Consider the following 22,620-nt stretch of genomic DNA (forward strand, 5'->3'; position numbering starts at 1 on the left):
TAAACTTTATCCAAACTGCAAAATCTCAAGATTTATGAAACTATTGAAATCAATCATATTGTGTGGGCTTGGGGCAGCAGCATTGTCGCTCACCTCGTGCAACGACTGGCTCAACATCAATACCGACCCTGAGAACCCCTCGGCCGAGATTGCTGAATACTATCAGCGACTGGCTCACATTGAATTTTACACCAACGACGCCAACCAGTTTGCTGCCTGGCGCAGCAGCATGGCATGTGGCGACTGGACCCGCTATGTGAATGGTGGCACCTACTACAACATGTCGATATGGCTGCCTGGTACCGCCATCAACACGACGCCCTACCAGTGGTGGTTTGTGGGCGCCTATGCCAACGTGCCCGACATGTACGACAAGGCTATGGCGGCCGGCAACTACCAGTATGCCGGCGTGGCCAAGGTCATCAAGGCCTATGGCATGATGCTCATGACCGACCTCTATGGCGAGATGCCCTATACCGAGGCGGGAGGCATTAATGCAATGCCGAAATATGACACGGGCAAGACCATCTTTATGGGCTGCATCAACGATATCGACGAGGCCATCGACCTGCTCAACAAGGGCCTCAACCAGTCGGCTACATTGCCCAAGCTCTCTGAAGGCGACTGGTGGAACGGCGGTGATGTGAACAAGTGGATCAAGCTGGCTCACCTGCTCAAGGCCCGCTGGCTCAATCACCTGATCAAGAAGGGCGAGGGTAGCTACAAGGACGGCAAGTGGGATCCCACCGCCATCCTCGCCGAGCTCGACCAGGCCATGCAGAGCAATGCCGACAACACCGTGATCAATCACACCGATGCCAACGGTTCTACCCACGATGTGCTGGGTTGGGACGAGCCCGTCGACTACAGCCCGCTGTTCTCGGTGTGCGGCATGAATGCCGGCTACATGGTGACCAAGATGCTCTACGACAACCTCACCAACTTTGCCGGCTACGGCGTTGAGGATCCCCGTGCCGACCACATCATTCCCTGGGCTTACTCGCACAAGAGCGCCAACAGCCCCGCCGAGATCAAGTGGGACGGCAACTGGCGCCGCTCGCTGGGTGTCGACATGCAAAGCGGCATTCAGGCTGCCGGTGGCCCGCTGCGTGCAATATATGGCGCTAACAAAGATTATGCTCACTCGGGCGACCACTGGTGGGTGCCCTCGACCAGCGAGGCTCGCTGGGGCGATACGGTGTATGTGGAGGAGACAAGCAGCTCCAAGGGCTATCATGCCAACAAGGACCTCTTCTTCCGCGCTAAGAAAAACGACGACAACTCGCGCGAGTCGGGCACCTTCTACACCCGCGTGAGTGCTCCCACCTATGTGGGTACCTATGCCGAGTGCTGCTTCATCAAGGCCGAGGTGCTCTTCCGCCAGGGCAACGCCGCTGCTGCCTACACTGCCTACAAGGAAGGTGCGAAGGCCTCGATCGAGCTCATGAACTCCAAGCTGAATGCGTGGGTGGCCGAAGATAACAGTTTGGGCAAGTGCCCGTCGTTTGCGCCCATGAGCCAGGAGGCTATCGACAACTTCCTCAACAACGGCCTGGGCACTGCCAGCGACCTCACGCTGGGCAAGATCATGACGCAGAAGCGCATCGCCCTGCTCTTCTCGATGGAGGTGTGGAACGACATGCGCCGCTACGACTACGACAGCAACATCTTCCTGGGCTGGGCCATTCCTGCACAGCACGCCCTGAGTGCCGCGGCTTTGAAGGCCATCCCCGAGGGCAAGCAATTCCGCCGCTGGATGCAGTGCTCGCACGAGCGTGACTACAACGCCGATAATCTGCAGGCCATAGGCAGCGAGGTGCCTGGAGCCAACATGGATCCCAAGGTCAAGCTGTGGAATGCTGCCGACGATGTGTGGACTATCCCCGTGTGGTGGGACAGCGACCAGCAATGAGATTGAAACCCTTATAGACTGCTATAGCACGGCCGCCGGGCTCTCGAGTGTGAGACCCGGCGGCCGTTGTCTTTTTCCCCCACCCGCTTTTTTCCCCGCCCCGCGGCCTCAAGGCTGGAGGGGGAGTGTCGTGGCCTCTCTGCACGAAAGGCAAGTAGCGCAGAAATCAAAAAAAACAGTAGAAATATTTTGCAATGTTAAAATAAATTCACACATTTGCAGAAGATTAATTAAAAAATCAAAACATGGTGGGCCCTAATTGTGCAGGGTTGTAATGATAATTAGAAACGCCTATTGTTTTCGATAAACCTCAAAATAAGTTTATTTAATTAAAAACTAAAAAAAACTCATGTGTGTATGAAAAAACATTGTGTCTTGCTCACTGCGCTATTCATCGCATGTGGTGCCCCCGTGGGGATGAATGTGTTTCCCGACGTGGGCTTCACAGCCGAAGCGCAAAGCAACAAAGTGACAGGTGTTGTGAAAGACGCCGATGGTGAGCCGCTCATAGGTGTCACAATCAAGGTGAAGGGTACCAACAAGGTGAGTGTCACCGACATCAACGGTCGTTACTCGATAACAGCGCCTGCTGGCAGCACCCTGGTATTTTCCTATATAGGTCTTAAGCCCAAGGAAGTGCCTGCTGCCCAAGCCAGCACTGTGGTGATGGAAGCCGGCAGCAACCAGCTCAACGAGGTGGTGGTGACGGGCGAGTATGGCATGAAACGCGTGGAGCGGGCTGTGGGCTCGTCGGTGCAAAACGTGAAGGCTGTCGACATCGAGGCCTCGGGCCGCACCGACTTTATCTCGGCCTTGCAAGGCCGTGTGTCGGGCTTGAGCGTGACCAACTCGTCGGGAGCCCCGGGCGCATCGACCACGGTGGTGCTGCGCAGTGCCACATCGCTCTCGGGCAACAACCAGCCGCTCTATGTGATCGACGGTATCCCGATGAACAACACCTCGTTTAACCCCACTGCCGAGTTTGCCACCGACGACTCGTCGACAGGCCTGAGTGTGCGCTCGACCGACTTCTCGTCGCGCGGCAACGACTTCAATCCCGAGGACATCGAGAGTGTGACGGTGCTCAAGGGTGCCGCCGCCGCGGCCCTCTATGGCAGCGATGCCTCCAACGGCGCCATCGTGATCACCACCAAGAAGGGCCATGCCGGCAAGACCACGCTGGCCTACAGCAACCAGATATCGTGGTCGAAGGCCTATGGCTGGCCCGAGGTGCAGGACAAGTACACCAACGGTGCCTACAACTCGACCAACTACTACTACACCAACCACTACGGCGCCATGTATGATCACAGCGTGCCCTACTACGACAACGCTGCGGCAGTGGTGCAGACGGGTTTCATGCACCGTCACAACTTCAGCGCCGAGGGTGGCTCGGAGAAGATGAGCTTCCGCGCCGGCCTGTCGATGTTTGACCAGAGCGGTGTGGTCAAGACCACGTCGCTCAAGCGCACCAACGTGACCGTTGCCGGCCGTGTGCAGGTGGCCAAGTGGCTGCAGGTAGAGGGCAATGCCCAATATGTGCACTCGAGCAACCGCAAGGCCCTGCGCGGCGCCGCCGGCCCCATTGCCTTGAGCTACAAGTGGCCCAACATGGACGACATGCGCAACTACATGGCCCTCGACGGCAGCCACATGCGCTATCCCCAGTATTACACCGACACCGACCTGCTCAACCCGCTTTTCGGCCTGTACAAGAACCTGAACTTCGACGTGACCGACCGCATCATTTCCAACATTACGGCCAATTTCACCCCCATCGATCACGTGTATGTGCGTGCGCTCTTTGGCTGGGACGCCTCGGCCTCGACCTATGAGAGCGGCACTCACCCCTACTACCGCTCGGCCAATCAGGAGAGCGACGACTCCAACAACTCGGGTAGCTACAACATAGCCAAGTATGACACCTACGACCCGTCGTTCAACGTGCTGGCCGGCTACAACAACAAGTTCTTCGACGAGAAGCTCACCTTCGGTCTGCAATTTGGCTACCACCAGCAGCAGAACGGCGTGAAGCGCCTGTCGTCGTACGGGTCCAATTTCAAGGTCATCGATTTCTACTCGATCAACAACTGCACCGAGTCGACGGTATCCTCCAAGAAGCGCTCCACCAAGCGCCGCGTCCAGGCCGTGTCGGGGCAGCTCGAGCTGGGATACAAGCAGATGGCCTATGTCACCTTCCGCTTCCGCAACGACTGGTCGTCGACGCTGCCAGCCAACAACCGCAGCTACTTCTACCCGGCAGTCGAGGCCTCGTTTATCCCCACCGAGTTCAAGGGGCTCAACGACCTGGGGTGGCTGAGCTACTTGAAGCTGCGCGGCGCCGTGGCCCGCGTGGGCAAGGACGCCCCTGTGCTCAGCATCAATCCCGAGCTTGAGGTCACCGGCCTCTATGGCGGTGGCTACAAGTACGGCTTCACTGGTCCCAACCGCGACCTCAAGCCCGAGATGACAACCAGTGTCGAGGTGGGCGCCGAGGCCCGTTTCCTGAACGACCGCATCAATGCCGACTTCACGTGGTTCCACACCCACTGCGCCGATCAGATTGTGACCGGCTTCCGCATGAGCTATGCCACCGGCTTTATTCTCAACAACATGAATGTGGGCACTTTCAACACCTGGGGCTGGGAAGGCCACATCGACGCCGACATCATCAGGCACGGCGACCTGGTATGGAACTTCGGGCTCAATGCCTCCCACACCACGTCGAAGGTGGTCGACCTGCCTGCCAACCTGAGCGAGTACTACAATGCCTACACGTGGAACTATGGCAACGTGCGCAACGGCATCATGAAGGGGCACCCCATCACCACCATCACCGGTATTGCCTACAAGCGCAACGATGCCGGCCAGGTGCTCATCGATCCCACCTCGGGACTGCCCATGCTCGACGACAGCGGCAAGTGGAAAGTGCTGGGCGACCGCGAGCCCAAGCTGCGCTTTGGCTTCAGCACCTATGTGCGCTACAAGAGCTGGCGCTTGAGCGCCCTGTTCCAGGGTCGCTACCATGCCGATGTGTACAATGCCACCATGCGCGAGATGATGGCCCGCGGCTTGAGCTGGGAGAGCGTCGACATGCGCGAGAGCGGCTCGTTTATCTTCAACGGCGTGCTCAAGGACGGCAAGGAGAACACCGCCACGCCCACGGTCAACACCATCGCTGTCGACATGGGTCACTATGGTTCCACCACCTATGCCGGCAACAACGAGGACTGGATCGAGCACAAGATCAACTACCTGCGCTGCCAGGAGCTGCGTCTGGCCTATGTGGTGCCGCAGAAGTGGCTCAAGCAGGTGACCCGCAACACGATGAATAGCTGCACGCTCTATGTCTCGGCCAACGACCTGTTTACCATCACCAACTATACTGGCATCGATGTGGCTGGCAACACCATGAGTGCGGCAGCCGGCGGCACCGGCGGCGAGGGCTACGACTACTGGTCGCTGCCCAGCCCGCGCACCTACTCGGTGGGCCTGTCGGTTACATTCTAAATTACTCACAGTTTTAAATAGTAAAAAAATATATGAGAAAATATATATATATCCTGTTGACGACGGTGGTTGCCTCGCTCGGCGCGACGAGTTGCGACGATTACCTCGACGTGAACAAGAATACCGATGCTCCCGACTATGTCGACGGTTACCTGTACCTGGCAGGCATCGAGCAAAGTTACCAGGAGCTCTACTACGACTTGCGTGCTATCGCGCCGCTCACCCAGATGATGGGCACCTCGAGCTACGTCAGCTATGCCCTGCACTACTATAGCCGCAACAGCGATGCTGCCGGCCAGGTGTGGCGCATGCTCTACTGGAGCCAGGGCATGAACCTGGAGAACATGATCAACCAGAGTCTCGAGGCCCAGAACTGGACGCTCGCCGGCATGGGCTATATCATGAAGGCCTACTCGTGGGACGTGGCCACCAAGCAACATGGCGAGATGCCTATGAAGGAAGCCTACGAGGCTGGCCGCCTGTCGCACGACTACGACTATCAGCCCGAAATCTACGCCCAGATACGCGAGTGGGCCAAGACAGGTATCGAGCTGCTGCAGCGCGAGGACAACTCGGTGTATGGCAGCAAGATCAGCAACAACGACTACATCTACCACGGCGACAAGGACAAGTGGATAAAGTTTGGCTATGCCGTGATTGTGCGCAACCTGGCCTCGCTCACCTGCAAACGCGACTTCAAGGCCAAGTACTACGACGAGTTTATCGACGCTTGCTCCAAGGCCTTTGCCGGCAATGCCGACAACGCCACGGTTGAGGTGGGCGGCGGCGGCGCCGATGCCTCGGAGTCGTCCTATAACAATTTCTGGGGCCCCTACCGCAGCAACTTGAGCTGGAGCTACTTCCAGCACGACTATGCCGTCGAGGTGTTTACCGGCACGGTGCCCTATTATGATGCCAATGGCGACAAGGTGCCCGTCGACAGCAACACCTATTGCCCCTATGAGCTGGCCAGCAAGCAGGTGATATGCGACACGCTCGAGGAGGCTGGCCACATGGATCCCCGCGTGTTTGCCAAGCTGGCTACAGTCGACAAGGACAGCCTGGCCACTATCGACGACTGGATGACGCTGCGCAAGCTGCACTACTATGGCGGCGGCTTCACCGGCTACAGCGGTCCCATCGGGTCGGCGCCGTCGTTCTTCGGCCGCAACCATGCCAGCAACGACGATGCCGAGGGCAACGGACGCTGGCTTTACCGCAACGATGCGCCCTACATCCTGTCGACCTATGCCGAGATGCTCTTCGACAAGGCCGAGGTGCAGTATAAGTATGGCGACAAGACCGAGGCCTTTGAGACCTGGAAGCAAGCCATAGCAGCCGACATGGAGTTCACTGCCAGCTACCTGGTGCCGGGCGTGGCCATTCAGAACTCGGGCACCGGCGCCCACCAGGGCGACAAGATCACTGCAGCCACCTTCAAGAAGATTGCCCAGGAGTATCTCGACGGCCCCTATGTGGCCGGCCTGCCCATGAGCGACTTCGACCTGAGCCACATCATGATGCAGAAGTTTGTGGCCCTCTATCCCTGGGGGGGCGGCGAGGTGTGGGTCGACCAGCGCAAGTACATGTACGACATCGCCTACAGCGGCGACTATCCCAGCAACGGCAACGGTTGGGACAAGACCACGCTCAACCAGAAGAGCGACGACGACCCCACCAAGGTGTACAAGGGCTACTACCTGTATCCAGCCCAGGTGCAGGGCCGCAAGGGGTCGTACAACGACGACAACAACGGCTCGCCTTGCTTCAGGCTGCGCCCGCGCTACAACTCCGAGTACATGTGGAACCTGCCCAGCCTGCAGGCCCTGCGCCCCATTGCCGGCGATGCCAAGGACTACCAGTGCTCGATCCCGTGGTTTGCCTATCCGGGCGACATGCCGCAGTGACGGGCGTGATTACAAGATAAGAAAAGATATCAACTCAAAAAAAAACTTGATTACAGTATGAAATATTTAAATTATATTGCATTCCTTGTCTTGCTGGCCATTGCCTCGGCATGTAGCGACAAGAACGTGGAATACAACATGGAGCCGGTCGACACCGCCCATCAAGCCGAACTCCAAATCTTCTACATGGCGCCCAAGACTGCCGTTTCGTCCAACTACATCTACCAGGTGGGCATCAACGGCATCAACTATGCCAACAATGGGTCGACGCTCATCACCACCTTCAACGGTGTGCCGGGCGGCGCTGTGGGCATGTACTATACCGTGGCATCGGGCGATGTCACCATCACGCTCTTCCACCGTCTCGACGGGGTGAATATCGATGCCCAGCCCTTCTACACGGGCAAGGCCCGCGGCCTCAAGGCTGGTGGCAAGTATCAGGTGTTTGTGGTCGACGACAACGCTGACCCTATCGTGCTCGAAGCCGGCGAGATGCCCACCTTTGGCGGCTCGACCCAGACTGCCGAGTACTGCGGCACCAAGTGGTACAATTTCATGTATGAGGCCGACGGCACCCCGTCGACCGACAAGCTGCAGCTCTACATACAGGGCGACTCGACCAAGCAATACGACGAGCCACTGGGCAAGCCCATAGGCTTCGGCGAGTGCACCGATTGGGAGTCGCTGCACGTGACCAAGACAGTGTACAACAGCCAGGGCTACCAGAGCCGCTACTACACCTTCCATGTGATCGACGGCACCACCGGCGAGGACAAGGGACAGCTTGAGTATGTGTCCAACACGGCGGGCCGCGTGAAGGCCTTCACCGACTACTGGACGTGGTACATAGGCCGCCAGTACCGCCTCTATGTGCACGGCGTGCGCACGTCCAAGACGGTGCGCGTGGCTGTGTCGCGCTGGACGGCCTATTGATTCCGCCGCTCCTCGTGAGCCGGTAAAAAAATTATATTCTTGCGCCGCAACGGGCAGCCACATGTGCTGCGCGCTGCGGCGCTCGATTTGGGGCGGGGTGGGGCAGGTCGAGCGATTGGGCGGTGATTGTGACGGTGTTTTGTCCCACTTGTGGCTACTTTTTAGTATATTTGCAGCCAAGACAAATCGAAGCACAGTCATGATTGATTTTACACCGCTGGTGCGCAGGCATTTCATGGCGCGGCTCTATGAGCAGCTGCGCTACAAGGACTATGCCGACGCCATTCAGCAGGGTGTGCTGGTGAAGCTCGTCGAGAAGGCGGCGCTCACCGAGATGGGCCGCCGCTACGACTTCTCGAGCCTGCGCACCTACAAGCAGTTTGCCTCCCGGGTGCCGCTGTTCAGCTACGAGGACCTGCAGCCGTTCATCATGCGCATGGTGCGCGGCGAGGCTGGCGTGCTGTGGCCGGGCACGACCACCGACTTTGCCCAGTCGTCGGGCACAAGCGACGGCAAGAGCAAGTATATACCCATCACGCGCGACGCCTTGCGGCACAACCACTACAAGGGCTCGAGCGACGTGGTGTCGCACTACCTCAACCTCAACCCCGGGAGCAAGCTCTTCGGGGGCAAGGCCTTGATACTGGGCGGCAGCTTTGCCAACGCGCTCGACCTCAAGCCAGGTGTGCACGTGGGCGACCTGAGCGCCACGCTCATCAACCGCATTCCGCCGCTCGCGGGCCTGTTCAGGGTGCCCAGCAAGCGCATTGCCCTCATGAGCGACTGGCATGAGAAGTTGCCGGCGCTGGTCGAGGCCAGCATGAATGAGAACGTCACCAGCCTCTCGGGCGTGCCCTCGTGGTTTCTCACGCTCATCAAGGAGGTGATGGCGCGCAAGGGGGCCAGCTGCCTGCACGAGGTGTGGCCCGGGCTGGAGGTGTTTTTTCACGGCGGCATCGCCTTTGCACCCTACCGCGAGCAATATGAGAAGCTGTGCGACATGTCGCGCATGCACTTTCTCGACACCTACAATGCCAGCGAGGGCTTCTTTGCCGTGCAGAGCGACTGGGACTCGACGGCCATGCTGCTGCTGCTCGACGTGGGCGTGTTCTACGAGTTTATTCCCGTCGAGGAAAGCGCCAGCTCGTCGCCCGAGGTGTACCCGGTGTGGGAGGTGGAGGCCGGCCGCACCTATGAGCTGGTGATCACGGCCTGCAACGGGCTGTGGCGCTACCGCATAGGCGACACGGTGACGGTGGAGCAGACGCACCCCGTGAAGATAAAGATAGCCGGCCGCACCAAGAGCTTCATCAACGCCTTCGGCGAGGAGCTCATGGTGCACAATGCCGACTTTGCCATCACCCACGCTGCCCTCGACACGGGCGCCCAGGTGCTCAACTACACGGCCGCCCCGGTCTATGCCGGCGACCACACACGCGGCCGCCACGAGTGGCTTGTAGAGTTTGCCACGATGCCTGAGAGTCTCGACGGCTTTGCCCGCTCGCTCGACGAGCACCTCAAGCAGGTGAACAGCGACTACGAGGCCAAGCGTGCCGGCGACATCTTTCTCGATGCGCCCACCGTGGTGGTGGCGCGGGCGGGTCTCTTCGACGACTGGCTCGCGACAACCGGCAAGCTGGGCGGCCAGCGCAAGATACCGCGCCTGAGCAACGACCGCCGCATCATCGAGGCCATGCTCAAGCTCAATGATTGACGGCGGCGGCTCGGTTTAGAAACAACAATACAAAACAAAACATGCAGATGATATGATCATAAGCGAACGCAATTTCCGCATAGTCGTGTTTCTCACCATGCTGCCCGTGGTGCTGTGGCCCGTGATGATCACTCACGTCGACCACTTCGACACCGCCCTCGAGCGCTTTGTGCTGCTCATGATGCCCGTCTTTGCTGTGGGCTGCGGCTTCCTGGCGCGGCGGGTGTACCGCGAGCGCCCCGAGGTGGCCTGGATGCTGGTGGGCATCGTGTGGCTCAGCTATGTGTCGTTCACCTGCCTGGTCTACATGTAATGGCTACAATGAATATTTCACGCTTCAAGTACACCCCCGTGGGCGCGGCCCTGATCAACATGGTCACGGCCCTGGTGGTCTACATGCTCTCGCGAGTGGTGTTTTTCCTGGTCAACTGGAGCACCTTTGCCCCCTACATGTCGTGGAAGCTGGCCGGCAGCATGCTGCACGGCGGCTTGGTCTTCGACACCTCGGCCTTGCTCTATATCAACGCGCTTTATCTCGCGCTCACGCTCCTGCCCGTGCCCTGCAAGGAGAAGCCCGGCTTCTACCAGGGGCTCAAGTGGCTCTATGTGCTGACCAACAGCCTGGGCCTGGCGGCCAACCTCATCGACTCGGTCTATGTGCAGTACACGGGGCGCCGCACCACGATGTCGGTCTTCAGCGAGTTTGCCCACGAGGACAACATCGCCTCGATCATCTTCGGCGAGACGTGCAACCACTGGTACCTGCTGCTGGTGATGGTGATGATGGTTGCCATCTTGTGGATATGCTTTGTGAAGCCCAGAGAGGGCGTGTGGGGCGCTCGATGGCACTACTATGTGTTGCAGGTCGTTTCGATGCTCGTTGTCGCCCCAGCGGCCATTATTGGGGTGCGTGGCAGCGCCACAGCCGGCACCAAGCCTATCACCATCAACAATGCCAACGCCTTTGTCAACCGCCCCATCGAGGGCACGGTGGTGCTCAACACGCCGTTCACCCTGATACGCAGCATCGGGCACAAGGCGTTCGCCGACCCTCATTACATGCCGCAGGAGGCGATGAGGCGCGCCTTTGACCCAGTTGTCGTGCCGCGGCCCGACGAGCGCTCACAGGGCCGCAAAAACGTGGTCATTTTCATTGTAGAGAGCATGGGCAAGGAGTATATAGGCGCCTACAACCGTCACTTGGAAGGTGGGCGCTACAAGGGCTACATGCCCTTTGTCGACTCGCTGGTGAAGCGCAGTCTCACTTTCCAGTACAGCTATGCCAACGGTCGCAAGTCGATGGACGCCATGCCCAGCGTGCTCTCGGGGCTGCCCATGATGGTGGAGCCGTTTTTCCTCACGCCGGCCACGCTCAACGACGTGCAGGGCGTGCCGAGCATGCTCAAGCCGCTGGGCTACTACAGCTGTTTTTTCCATGGCGGGCACAATATCTCGATGGGCTTCAACGCTTTTGCCCGCGACATAGGCTACGACCGCTATGTGGGCCTCAATGAGTATTGCCGTTCCAAGAATCCGGCCTATCACGGCATGGACGACTTCGACGGCAAGTGGGCCATCTACGACGAGCCGTTTCTGCAATTTATGCTCGACAACGTCAACCAGTTCAGGCAGCCCTTTGTGGCCACGGTGTTCACGGCCTCGTCGCACGAGCCGTTCCACATTCCCGACAAGTACAAGGGGGTGTTCAAGGAGGGCAAGCTGCCCATCTACAAGTCGATAGGCTACACCGACATGTCGCTGCGCCGCTTCTTTGAGCGTGCCAGCCGCCAGCCGTGGTACCGCAACACCATCTTTGTGCTGGTGGCCGACCATGCGAGCCTGAGCGAGCATGCCGAGTACAAGACCGACCTGGGGCACTACAGCGTGCCCATCATCTTCTTCACGCCCGACGGCAGCCTGAAGCCGGCCATGCGCACCGACGTGATAGCGCAGCAGACCGACATCATGCCCACGCTCATGCACCTGCTGGGCTACGACAAGCCCTATGTGGCCTTTGGGTGCGACCTGCTCTCGACGCCGCCGCGCGACACCTGGGCCTTCAACTACAACAATGGCGTGTTCCAGTACATGAGGGGCGACTACATGATGCAATTCGACGGGCAGCGCGTCACGGCCATGTACCGGTTTAAGACCGATCCCTTGCTCAGGCACAACCTGGCGGGCAGGGTCAAGGAGCAGGCTGCCATGGAGGTGACCCTGAAAGCGCTCATACAGCAATACATGCAGCGCATGAATCACAACGAGCTCGTGGTGCGTCGCCGCTGAGCTCAGGGAGCCTTGAACAGGCTGGCGTAGAGCTCGGTCATCTGCTTGTAGAAGGTGTCGTAGTTGAGGTGGTCGTTGAAGTCGTGCCGGGCCTGCATGCCGATGCGGCTGCGCAGCACGGCATCGGTGGTGAGCTGCTCGATGGCCTGGGCGAGCTCATAGGGGTTGTCGGGGTCGACAAGCAGGGCATTTTTCCCGTTTTCAAGATACTCGAGCTGGGCGCCGTTGTTGGTGGCAATGTGCGCCTTGCCGTGCATCATGTACTCGAGGTTGGACAGTCCCAGGGCCTCGGGCACCACGCTGGGCAGCACGCCGAAGTCGCACTGCCTGATGTAGGCTTGCACGTTGTCGCTGAAACCCAGGAAGGTCACGTTGTGCACCAGCTGGTTGGCCACGATGAAAGCCTTCTGTTGCGCTACATACTTGTGGTTGCCCTCGCCCAGTATCACCAGGTGATACTTGCTGCTATCGAGCTGGGTGATGGCGCGCAGCAGCACGTCGAGCCCCTTGTCGTGGCTCAGGCGGCCGTGATACATGATGAGCGCCTGGTCGCTGCCGATGCCCAGCTGCTGGCGCAGCTGCGGGGCCTGGGCGAGCTTCTCGCTGCGTGCCGGCAACACGCTGTCGCGCACGATGACGCACTTCTTGCGGTCGAGGCGGGTGATGCGTGGCACAAACTCGTCGTAGGAGCGCTGGCTCACAAAGACGATGCGGTCGAGGTCGCGGTACACTTTCTTCGACAGGTAGTTGATGCGCGGGCGGTTCACGCCGTGTAGGGTGAGCACGATGCGTGTGTTGGGGTTCTCGGCAATGTGCTTGGCCCAGATGGCTGCAAAGGCGTCGTGAAAGGTGTGCACGTGTATGATGTTCTGGCCGCGCTTGAGCAGGCGGGCAAAACGCACCGGGCTGTCGAGGTCGGTGAGGCCCTTGAGGGGCAGTATCGATACCGGGATCTCGAGGCTGCGAAACTTGTTGAATACTGCTTCCGACTTTTTGCACACGACCTCGATGTAGTAGTTGTCGTCGTTGCGCAGGCGCAGTGCCAGGTCGTAGGCATACTGCTCGGGGCCGCTCCATATCTTGTTGGATACTATGTGAAAGACGTTGATCATAGCCACGGTTTTCGCTTGAGTTTATTGATTATACGAAGATAGCTAAATTTTTGCTTAAAATTTGAAGCCAGGCTGGTTTTTTTCTACTTTATGTGTTGCGCGCGCGGGTGTGCCGTTGCATGAAAGCGGCGGTGCCCAGCCGGCTTGCGCGCGGCGGGGCACTGTCGTGTGAGTGTGGTGTGCCCTTGCCCTTGTCCTTAGCTCTTGAACAGGTCCTTGATGCCTCCTATCGAGCCCATGAGGTTGCTGGCCTCGTAGGGCAGATACACGGTCTTGGTCTTGTCGCCGCTGGCCACCTGGTTGAGCATGTCGATGTATTTCTGGGCCAGCAGGTAGTTGGCCGGATTGGTGCTTTTGCCCACGGCCTCGGTGATTTTCTCAATGGCCTGGGCCTCGGCTTCGGCACGGCGTATGCGTGCCTGAGCGGCTCCCTCGGCCTGCAATATTGCGGTCTGCTTGTCGGCCTCGGCCTGGTTGATGCGTGCAGTCTTCTGGCCTTCCGACTGGAGGATGGCGGCGGCTTTCTGGCCCTCGCTGGTGAGGATGGTGGCACGCTTGTTGCGCTCGGCCTGCATCTGTTTTTCCATGGCCTGGAGCACGCTTTGAGGCGGGGTGATGTCTTGCAGCTCCACGCGGTTCACCTTGATGCCCCACTTGTTGGTGGCATCGTCGAGCACGCTGCGCAGCTTGGTGTTGATGGTGTCGCGCGAGGTGAGCGTCTCGTCGAGTTCGAGCTCGCCTATGATGTTGCGCAGGGTGGTCTGCGTGAGCTTCTCGATGGCGTTGGGCAGGTTGTTGATTTCATACACTGCCTTGAAGGGGTCTACGATCTGGAAGTAGAGCAGGGCGTTGATTTGCATCTGGATGTTGTCTTTGGTGATCACGTTCTGCTTGTCGAAGTCGTAGACTTGCTCGCGCAGGTCGATGTTGTTGGTGTAGAAGTAGCGGCCGTTGCTGAAAGCCACGATGGTCTTGGCGCGGTCGATGAAGGGGATGATGATGTTGATGCCTGGCTTCAGGGTGGCATAGTACTTGCCCAGGCGCTCGATGATCTTGGTCTCGCTTTGGGGGATGATGATGAGACTCATTTTCACAATTATCAGCACCAGCACGACCAGTGCGATGATTACATAGATGGCGATGTCCATAGTGTGTTGGGAGTTTTGGAAGTTATTTATTGATTTACTGGAGTTACGGTGAGGATGATGCTGTCGCGGCCCACGACCTTGACCTTGGCACCCACGGGGATGTCGGTCGTTGCGGCCGACACTGCTTTCCAGTCGTCGCCGTCGATTTTCACACGGCCGTGATCGCCAGCCACGATAGTCTGGCTCACGGTGCCGGTGCGTCCCATCAGGGCATCGGCATTGCTGGGTCGGTCACTGTCCTTCTTGTGAAAGTACTTGAGCATCACGGGCCTCACAAAGAGCAGACACAGCACCGTGCCCAGCATCCACACCACCAGTTGGCCCACAAAGCCCGTGAAGGGCGTTGCAACCAGTGCAGCGAGGGCGCCGAGCGAGAAGCACATGATGAAGAAGTCGCCGCTGGTGAGCTCGAGGATGAGACACAGTAGGCACACGAGCAGCCACAGTTGCCACATGTTGGATTGAAAGTATTCTATCATAGACGGTCAAATTTTTAGAGTCAATTCAAAGATAAGATAAATTTATGTCATTTACAATATATTCTTGCAAAACTCATGCCAACTTTGTGCTAAAAAAAAGCATGGCGCCGCCCCTATGGCTGCGATGTGAGCCTGCCAGGAGCGGCGCCAGCGATGGGGTGAAGCGAGTGCGCGGGCTATTTAACGATCATTTTTTTCTCGCCGTTGATGATGTAGAAGCCGGGCTGCAAGTCGACGGTCGACGAGTAGCGGCGGCCTGTGAGGTCGTAGATGCCGCTTGGCTTGGTGGCCTTGTGGGTCGTGACGCTTGTGACGGCCGTGTTAGGCATTTGCCACCAGGCGATGTCGCTGGCTTTCTCGTTGCTGCCATCGTTGTAGACCAGCTGCACGCCCATGCGGGAGAAGCCGTTCTGCTGGATGTAGGTGAAATGCATGTTCTCGCTCACTTTAAACCAATCGTTGTCGATAAAGTTGATGGGTATCTCGGTGAGATCTTGCGATAGGGTGGGGTAGGCTGCGCTGGTGAAGGTGAACAGCGTGCTGTCGAGGTATATCCTGAAGTACAGGTGATTGGGATCGAGTATCGTGCTGTCTTCGGCAAATGGGCTCACGGTGAAGGCGAGGCTGTAGTCGCCCTCTTGCTGCCAGAAGTCGCCCACGTTGACGATGACGGGGGTGTGGGGTGTGGCGGCCTTGGCGGTGAATGGCGACATGACGGGCTCGATGAGCCTTGTGTCGGTCGACAGGAATTGCCCGAGGTTGGTGTTGATGACCAGCACGCGTGGTGTAGAGAGCTGGCGGGTAGCGTCATTATAGTCGAGAGAGAGTTCGCCGCCCAACTTGTAGGAGGTGTAGTTGCCCCACGGGCTTGAGGCCACTGTGGTGTCGGCTGCCATGATGTAGTAGAGGTAGGCATGTTTCACGGCCATGACCTGGCCGTAGGGGAAGGTGACGGTTTTCTTGTCGGGTGCAATGTTGCCCACCACCCAGGTGTCGGCAGGCAGGCTGCTGCTTAAGCCCGAGATGTAGAGCTGGTTGCCGCTTGTGCCCACGTTCACCCAGTTCACGTCTTTGGTGTTCACGCCGTCGCTGTAGGGGCGTGTGCTCACCACGCTGTAGCGCTCGGTAGTGAGGCCGGCGGGCGGCGTGACGATAGTTACGTCTTTGGGCCGCATCACTGTATTTACGTCGGTGAAGTTTGCCCATTTCCCATTGCTGTCGCCTCCGGCATAGAAGGCTGCAAGGCCCTCGCCTGGCGTTGCGGCATTGTCGAGCACGATGGCGGTGTCGGTCACTGTGTAGGTGATGGGTTTGCCGTCGGGCACGTAGGTGTAGGTAGTGTCGGTGCCGTTTACCACCATGTTGAGCTTGGCATGCTTGAGCTGCATGTAGCTTTGCGCATATTGGTCGTAGGCGATGTACTGGTCGGGGTCGATGGTGAGCTTCTTGCCGTCGGTGCTTAATGTGCCTTTCACCCAGTTGTCGTTGTTGACCATGGTGAGTATGTTTCTCAGCCACACCTTGCCGTTGCTGCCTGTGACCATTTCGGCCACAAAGCTGCTCTGGTCCATGGCATAGAGACCGTCCCAGTCGCTGTAGACGGCACTGCCGGTGCGGCTGTAGATCTTGTAGTTGCCCGCCGGCTGCTCGCTGATGATGCTGGTATCGGCACCGGCCTTGTAGCTGGCAAAGCGTTGCACTTGCTGCTTGCTTGCGATTTTGAATGGAAGTTTCACCGACTGCTTGAGCAGTTGCTCACGAGTGTCGGCCTGGGCTATCTCGGTTTGTGCTGTTGCCGTGACGCCACTTGCTGCGAGTGCAGCCAATAGAAAAAAGTAATAATGCTTCATGTGTTAAATATGATTAAAGATTGTGTCGATGTGTTGCGTGTTGTTGTGAACTTACCTGATTGTGATTGCAGATTTTAATAAAAATGATAGTCATAATTATTTTCGGGTGCAAAGTTATGATATTTTTCTATGATTTGTCACGATATGCTCTATTTTTCTTTTATTTTATTATTTTGGTGCTGGGTGTGCCTCGAGGCTTGATTTTCTTTTGTAAGGACACAGGCGGTTTTCAAATTTTCGATTCTCGCGGGGTTGACAGTCGCAAGTTGTTGGTAATGAGGATTTAAGTGAAATTTTGATTTTCCCAGAAAAATTGCCGTGCCCGGCTTCGGCATTTTTAAACTTTCAAATTAAGGTTTTGTGAGCGAAATCGACTAACTTTGTGGTTGCTAAAAAGCTGAGGCAATGATTGAGGTGAATTACATAGCTCAGAATGTAGAGATGCCTGTTTTCAACCGCCAGGCCGTGAGTGAATGGTTGGAGCAGGTTGCTGCCCATCACGGCAAGAGGGTGGGGCGCTTGACTTATGTGTTCTGCGACGATGACTACATCCTGGCCACCAACAAGCAATACTTGGGTCACGACTACTATACCGACATCATCACCTTCGACTACAGCAACAGCCACCGCATAAGCGGCGACATGGTGATTTCGCTCGACACCGTGCGCAGCAATGCCTCTCAATATGCTCCCGACTATGGCCACGAGCTCATGCGCGTGATTGTGCATGGCGTGCTGCACCTGTGCGGCATCAACGACAAGGGCCCTGGTGAGCGCGAAATCATGGAACGCCATGAAAATGAGGCACTTGCAATTCTTCCTGCTAACGTTTTTTGATACATAATGATCTACGATTTCGATGTGATAGTGATTGGTGCCGGCCATGCTGGCTGCGAGGCCGCATGTGCCGCAGCCAACTTGGGCTCGACGACCTTGCTCATAACTATCGATATGAACAAAATTGCCCAGATGAGTTGCAATCCCGCCGTGGGTGGCATTGCCAAGGGGCAGATTGTGAGGGAGATAGATGCACTTGGCGGGCAAATGGGCATCGTTACCGACCGCTCGAGCCTGCAATTTCGCATGCTCAACCGGTCGAAGGGCCCAGCCATGTGGAGTCCGCGCGCCCAGGCCGACCGCATGCGCTTTATCATGAACTGGCGCCACACGATTGAGAACACCCCCAACCTGTACATGTGGCAGGACAGTGCCGTGAAACTCGACATTGCCAACGGCGAGGTGCACGGCGTGACCACGGCCCTTGGGGTCGACTTCACCGCCAAGGCTGTTGTACTCACCGCCGGCACCTTCCTCAACGGGCTCATGCATGTGGGCCCGGTAAAAATGCAGGGTGGGAGAGTGGCCGAGCCGGCGTCGCACGGCATCACCGAGCAGCTGCGTGCGCTGGGCTTTGCCACCAGCCGCATGAAGACGGGCACCCCTGTGCGTCTCGACGCCCGCACCATCGATTTCTCGCAGGCTACGGTGCAAGAGGGCGACCACGACTTTCATCACTTCTCGTTCCTGCCCACTGTGCACAGCGAGCTGCGCCAGCGGCCGTGCTACATCGTGTGGACCAACCGTCAGGTGCACGACGTGTTGCGCGCCGGCCTGCCCGAGTCGCCCTTGTTCAACGGCCAGATTCAGTCGGTAGGTCCCCGTTACTGCCCCAGCATCGAGACCAAGCTGGTCACCTTCCCCGACAAGGATGCCCACCAGCTCTTTATCGAACCCGAGGGCGAGAGCACCAATGAAATGTATCTCAACGGCTTCTCGTCGTCGATGCCGTGGCGCATCCAGCTCGACGCATTGGGCAAGATACCTGCCCTTGCACACGTGCAGGCCTACCGCCCAGGCTATGCCATCGAGTACGACTACTTCGACCCCACGCAACTCAAGCACAACCTTGAGACCAAGCTGGTGAAGAATCTCTTCTTTGCCGGGCAGGTGAATGGCACCACGGGCTATGAGGAAGCAGCCGGGCAGGGCCTTGTGGCCGGCATCAATGCCCACCAGAATGCCGTGGGTGCAGCCCCCTTTGTACTGGCCCGCGACGAGGCCTACATAGGTGTGCTCATCGACGACCTTGTGACCAAGGGTGTCGACGAGCCCTACCGCATGTTTACCAGCCGTGCCGAGCACCGCATATTGCTGCGGCAGGACGATGCCGACTTGCGCCTCACGCCACGCAGCTATGCCCTGGGGCTCGCCTCGCGCGAGCGCTACTTGCTCATGCAGTCGAAGTGGCGCCAGGTCGACAGCCTTGTCGACTTTGCCCGCGACTACAGCGTGAAGGCCTCTCTCGTCAATCCCAGTCTTGAGGCCCGTGGGCTGCAACCCTTGCGCCAAGGCACCAAACTCTACGAACTGATACTGCGCCCGCAACTCGGCATCAACCTGCTTGCCACTATGATTCCTGAGTTGCAAACACGCCTCGACGCGCTTGAGGATACCCGTCTTGAGGAAATTGTGGAGGCTGCCGAAATCAGAATTAAGTATCATGGCTACATTGAGCGTGAGCAACTCATCGCTCAGAAGATAGGCCGCCTCGAGCATGTGAAGATTAAGGGAAAATTTGATTACTCCTCGCTGCACGCCCTCTCGACCGAGGCTCGCCAGAAGCTGGAGCGCATCGACCCCGAGACCGTGGGACAGGCCAGCCGCATCCCTGGCATTTCGCCGAGCGACATCAATATATTGCTTTTACTGTTAGGAAGATAGAAGCATGTTGTTTCACGTGGAACAAATCCTTATTGTGCAACAATAGGTGGCAGCGGCCGCCGCCAGCCTGCTTGCAGGGCCGATGGGGCAGGGGTGCTGCCAGCCGCCACATAACATAGGAAACAAAACCAAACTTAAAACTCGAAATATAATGAACAAAGAAGAAATTGAAAAAGTGAAGGCCGTTGTGCGCAATGTGCCCGATTTTCCAGAACCTGGAATACAATTCAAAGACTTGACCACGCTGTTTAAGAATCCTGCCGCCCTGGGCATCGTGCGCCAGGCCATGGTCGACCTGTATCGCGACAAGGGCGTGACCAAGGTTGTGGGCATCGAGGCTCGCGGCTTCATAGGCGGCGCCATTCTGGCAGCCGACCTCGACGCCGGCTTTGTGCCGCTGCGCAAACCTGGCAAACTGCCTGCCGAGACCATCAAGAAATCCTATGCCAAGGAGTATGGCACCGACACTATCGAGATACACCGCGACGCCATCACCCCCGACGATGTTGTGGTCTTGCACGACGACCTGCTGGCCACGGGCGGCACCATGATGGCCGCCTACGAGCTCGTGAAGGCGATGAACCCCAAGAAGATTTATCTCAATTTTATATGCGGCCTCACCGCCTTGCACGGCCGCGACGTGTTTCCCAAGGATGTGGAGGTGACCACACTCTTCGACTTCGACTGACGGAGGAGGGGAGAGAACACGACAAGCAGCTACGACTCATGATAGAATTGCGTCCTGAACTCAAGGCTAAGTTGCAGAACCTGCCGTCAAGCCCTGGCGTGTATCGCTATCTCGACAAGACGGGCAAGGTGATCTATGTGGGCAAGGCCAAAAACCTGCACCGGCGCGTGAACTCCTATTTCAACCGCGTGCACCCGGTGCGGCGCACCAACATGCTCGTGCACCACATATGGGACCTCGTGACCGTTGTGGTCAACACCGAGGAGGAGGCCCTCGACCTGGAAAACAGCCTCATCAAGCAGTATCAGCCCCACTACAACGTGCTGCTCAAGGACGACAAGAGCTACCCGTGGATATGTGTCACCAAGGAGCCCTATCCGCGGGTGTACATGTCGCGCGAGAAGCCCAACCGTGCAGCCCGCTTCTACGGGCCTTATCCCAAGGTTGAGGTGGCGCGCGCCCTGATAGGCACCATAAGAGAAATTTTCCCGATTCGTTCGTGTCGTTACAACCTGACGCCCGAGTCGATACAATCGGGCAAATTCCGTCTGTGTCTCAAGTATCATCTCAAGAGTTGCCCAGGGTGTTGCAAGGGCTATATTTCGGTAGAGGACTACGGCAAATACATCGATGAAATCAAGCAAATATTGAATGGCGACACCAAGCAGGTGAGCGACTACCTGATGGGCGAAATGCAGCGGTTGTCGCGTGAACTGAAATTTGAAGAGGCCAACGAGCTCAAACGCCGTTACCTGCTCATCGAGAAATATCGTGCAAAGTCGGTGATTGTGAACCCCTCGATACACAACATCGATGTGTTCACGATATTGCGCGACGACACGGCGGCCTATGTCAACTTCATCTATGTGCGCAACGGCAGTGTGGTGCAGTGTCTCACCCTGGAGTACAAGCTGGTCGATGCCGACAGCGACGAGACCGACGCCGAGCTCATGTCGACGGCCATGCGCGAGATACACGAGCGGTTCAAGGACCGCTACGACAAGGAGCGCGTGCGCGAGACACTGGTCAATGTCGTCCCCGAGTATCCGCTCGAGGGCACCGACTATATCGTGCCCCAGCGCGGCGACAAGAAGAAACTGCTCGACATCTCGCTCAAAAATGCCGAGCAATACCGCGTCGACAAGTACAAGCTCATGGAGAAGCTCAACCCCGAGCAGCGCGTGACGCGCACGCTCACGCGCATGCAGCGTGACTTGCACCTGACCGAGCTGCCGCGCCACATCGAGTGCTTCGACAATTCCAACATAGGCGGCACCAGTGCGGTGGCCTCGTGCGTGGTGTTTCGCGACGCCAAGCCCGCCAAGCGGGAGTATCGCAGCTTCAACATCAAGACCGTTGAGGGCCCCGACGACTATGCCTCGATGCGCGAGGTGCTCACGCGCCGCTACAGCCGCTTGCTCGACGAGGGGCAGGAGTTGCCCCAGCTCGTGGTGCTCGACGGCGGCAAGGGCCAGCTCAGCGCCGCTGTGCAGGTGCTCGACGAGTTGGGCCTGCGCGGCCGCATTGCAGCCATAGGCATTGCCAAGCGCATGAACGAGATCTTCTTTCCGGGCGACAGCGTGCCGCTCTATATCGACCTCAACGGCGAAACGATAAAGGTGATACAGCACTTGCGCGACGAGGCTCACCGCTTTGGTATCGCGCATCATCGCAACAAGCGCAGCAAGTCGCAGATACATAGCGAGCTCGACGATATTGCGGGCATTGGGCCGAAGTCAAAGACGCTGTTGCTCAAGCACTTCAAGTCGCTCAAACGACTGCGCGAGGCCACGGTCGAGGAGGTTGCAGCCGTGGTGGGCGCCAAGCGGGCCCAGGCCTTGAAGCAGGCCTTGCAGTCCAAGTGATGCAACCCACATGTGACAAAAAAAACAAGAACCGATGAGAATAGTGATACAACGAGTGAAGCGTGCCTCGGTAGAGATATCGGGGGCGCTGTACAGCGCCATAGGCCCAGGCCTGATGGTGCTGGTGGGGGTGCGCGAGGGCGACACGGCCGCCGATGCCGAGTGGCTTGCCCAGAAGACGGTGAACATGCGCATCTTCGACGACGACAAGGGCGTGATGAATCGCAACGTGCTTCAGGCTGGAGGGCAGGTGCTGGCCGTGAGCCAGTTCACGCTCAATGCCTCCACGCGCAAGGGCAACCGCCCCAGCTATATCCACGCCGCCGGCCATGAGCTGGCGATACCCCTCTATGAGCACTATTGCGCTGTGCTGGAGCAGCTGCTGGGCAGCAAGGTGATGACGGGCCGCTTTGGGGCCGACATGCAGGTAGCGCTCGTCAACGACGGCCCTGTGACCATCATTGTCGACTCGGTGCTCAAGGAGTAGCGGGGGGC

The 22,620-nt window shown here is 58.0% G+C and carries 16 protein-coding genes; 12 read left to right on the forward strand and 4 right to left on the reverse strand.

What is annotated here, in order from left to right:
* Positions 1-34: 34 nt before the first annotated feature.
* The 7 genes from GF423_RS06875 (at position 35) to GF423_RS06905 (ending at position 12,262) form a co-directional block, all read left to right on the forward strand.
* On the forward strand, positions 35-1,912 hold the full coding sequence (locus GF423_RS06875; protein ID WP_154327650.1) for a SusD/RagB family nutrient-binding outer membrane lipoprotein: 1,878 nt from the start codon (positions 35-37) through the stop codon (positions 1,910-1,912).
* Between the two features lie 357 nt (positions 1,913-2,269).
* Positions 2,270-5,422, forward strand: a complete 3,153-nt coding sequence (locus GF423_RS06880; protein WP_154327651.1) for a SusC/RagA family TonB-linked outer membrane protein — start codon at positions 2,270-2,272, stop codon at positions 5,420-5,422.
* Positions 5,423-5,454: 32 nt separating this feature from the next.
* Entirely contained in the window at positions 5,455-7,329 is a 1,875-nt protein-coding gene (locus GF423_RS06885; RefSeq protein WP_154327652.1) for a SusD/RagB family nutrient-binding outer membrane lipoprotein, read from the forward strand.
* A gap of 57 nt (positions 7,330-7,386) precedes the next feature.
* On the forward strand, positions 7,387-8,262 hold the full coding sequence (locus GF423_RS06890; protein WP_154327653.1) for a hypothetical protein: 876 nt from the start codon (positions 7,387-7,389) through the stop codon (positions 8,260-8,262).
* Positions 8,263-8,464: 202 nt separating this feature from the next.
* Positions 8,465-9,976: a GH3 auxin-responsive promoter family protein gene (locus GF423_RS06895; protein ID WP_154329003.1), complete on the forward strand. Its 1,512-nt coding sequence runs from the start codon at positions 8,465-8,467 to the stop codon at positions 9,974-9,976.
* A gap of 52 nt (positions 9,977-10,028) precedes the next feature.
* A complete protein-coding gene (locus GF423_RS06900; RefSeq protein ID WP_154327654.1) occupies positions 10,029-10,289 on the forward strand; it encodes a hypothetical protein in 261 nt (86 codons plus the stop codon).
* A complete protein-coding gene (locus tag GF423_RS06905) occupies positions 10,289-12,262 on the forward strand; it encodes an LTA synthase family protein (RefSeq protein WP_241004953.1) in 1,974 nt (657 codons plus the stop codon). Before GF423_RS06900 ends, GF423_RS06905 begins: the two co-directional genes overlap by 1 nt.
* Positions 12,263-12,264: 2 nt before the next feature.
* Here the strand turns inward: GF423_RS06905 and GF423_RS06910 are convergent, their stop codons facing one another.
* The 4 genes from GF423_RS06910 to GF423_RS06925 all read right to left on the reverse strand — a co-directional run bounded on the left by GF423_RS06910 (position 12,265) and on the right by GF423_RS06925 (position 16,851).
* The gene (locus tag GF423_RS06910) at positions 12,265-13,374 is read right to left on the reverse strand and encodes a glycosyltransferase family 4 protein (protein ID WP_154327655.1); all 1,110 of its coding nucleotides are present in this window, start codon (positions 13,372-13,374) and stop codon (positions 12,265-12,267) included.
* A gap of 197 nt (positions 13,375-13,571) precedes the next feature.
* A complete protein-coding gene (locus GF423_RS06915; protein ID WP_154327656.1) occupies positions 13,572-14,522 on the reverse strand; it encodes an SPFH domain-containing protein in 951 nt (316 codons plus the stop codon).
* Positions 14,523-14,548: 26 nt separating this feature from the next.
* Complete coding sequence (locus tag GF423_RS06920; RefSeq protein WP_154327657.1) at positions 14,549-15,001, reverse strand: NfeD family protein; 453 nt, start codon at positions 14,999-15,001, stop codon at positions 14,549-14,551.
* A 176-nt stretch (positions 15,002-15,177) separates the two neighbouring features.
* The gene (locus tag GF423_RS06925) at positions 15,178-16,851 is read right to left on the reverse strand and encodes a hypothetical protein (protein ID WP_154327658.1); all 1,674 of its coding nucleotides are present in this window, start codon (positions 16,849-16,851) and stop codon (positions 15,178-15,180) included.
* Positions 16,852-17,256: 405 nt separating this feature from the next.
* Here GF423_RS06925 and ybeY point away from each other — a divergent pair, with 405 nt between their 5' ends.
* The 5 genes from ybeY to dtd all read left to right on the forward strand — a co-directional run bounded on the left by ybeY (position 17,257) and on the right by dtd (position 22,612).
* Entirely contained in the window at positions 17,257-17,688 is a 432-nt protein-coding gene (gene ybeY / locus GF423_RS06930; RefSeq protein ID WP_154327659.1) for an rRNA maturation RNase YbeY, read from the forward strand.
* Positions 17,689-17,694: 6 nt separating this feature from the next.
* Positions 17,695-19,572 carry a tRNA uridine-5-carboxymethylaminomethyl(34) synthesis enzyme MnmG gene (gene mnmG / locus GF423_RS06935; protein WP_154327660.1) on the forward strand — a complete coding sequence of 626 codons (1,878 nt, stop codon included), beginning with the start codon at positions 17,695-17,697 and terminating at the stop codon, positions 19,570-19,572.
* Between the two features lie 151 nt (positions 19,573-19,723).
* The gene (locus GF423_RS06940) at positions 19,724-20,260 is read left to right on the forward strand and encodes an adenine phosphoribosyltransferase (protein ID WP_154327661.1); all 537 of its coding nucleotides are present in this window, start codon (positions 19,724-19,726) and stop codon (positions 20,258-20,260) included.
* A 38-nt stretch (positions 20,261-20,298) separates the two neighbouring features.
* On the forward strand, positions 20,299-22,125 hold the full coding sequence (gene uvrC / locus GF423_RS06945; protein WP_154327662.1) for an excinuclease ABC subunit UvrC: 1,827 nt from the start codon (positions 20,299-20,301) through the stop codon (positions 22,123-22,125).
* Between the two features lie 34 nt (positions 22,126-22,159).
* A complete protein-coding gene (gene dtd, locus GF423_RS06950) occupies positions 22,160-22,612 on the forward strand; it encodes a D-aminoacyl-tRNA deacylase (protein ID WP_154327663.1) in 453 nt (150 codons plus the stop codon).
* Positions 22,613-22,620 lie beyond the last annotated feature (8 nt).

The organism is Sodaliphilus pleomorphus (genome assembly GCF_009676955.1).
In the GTDB taxonomy this organism is placed as follows: domain Bacteria; phylum Bacteroidota; class Bacteroidia; order Bacteroidales; family Muribaculaceae; genus Sodaliphilus; species Sodaliphilus pleomorphus.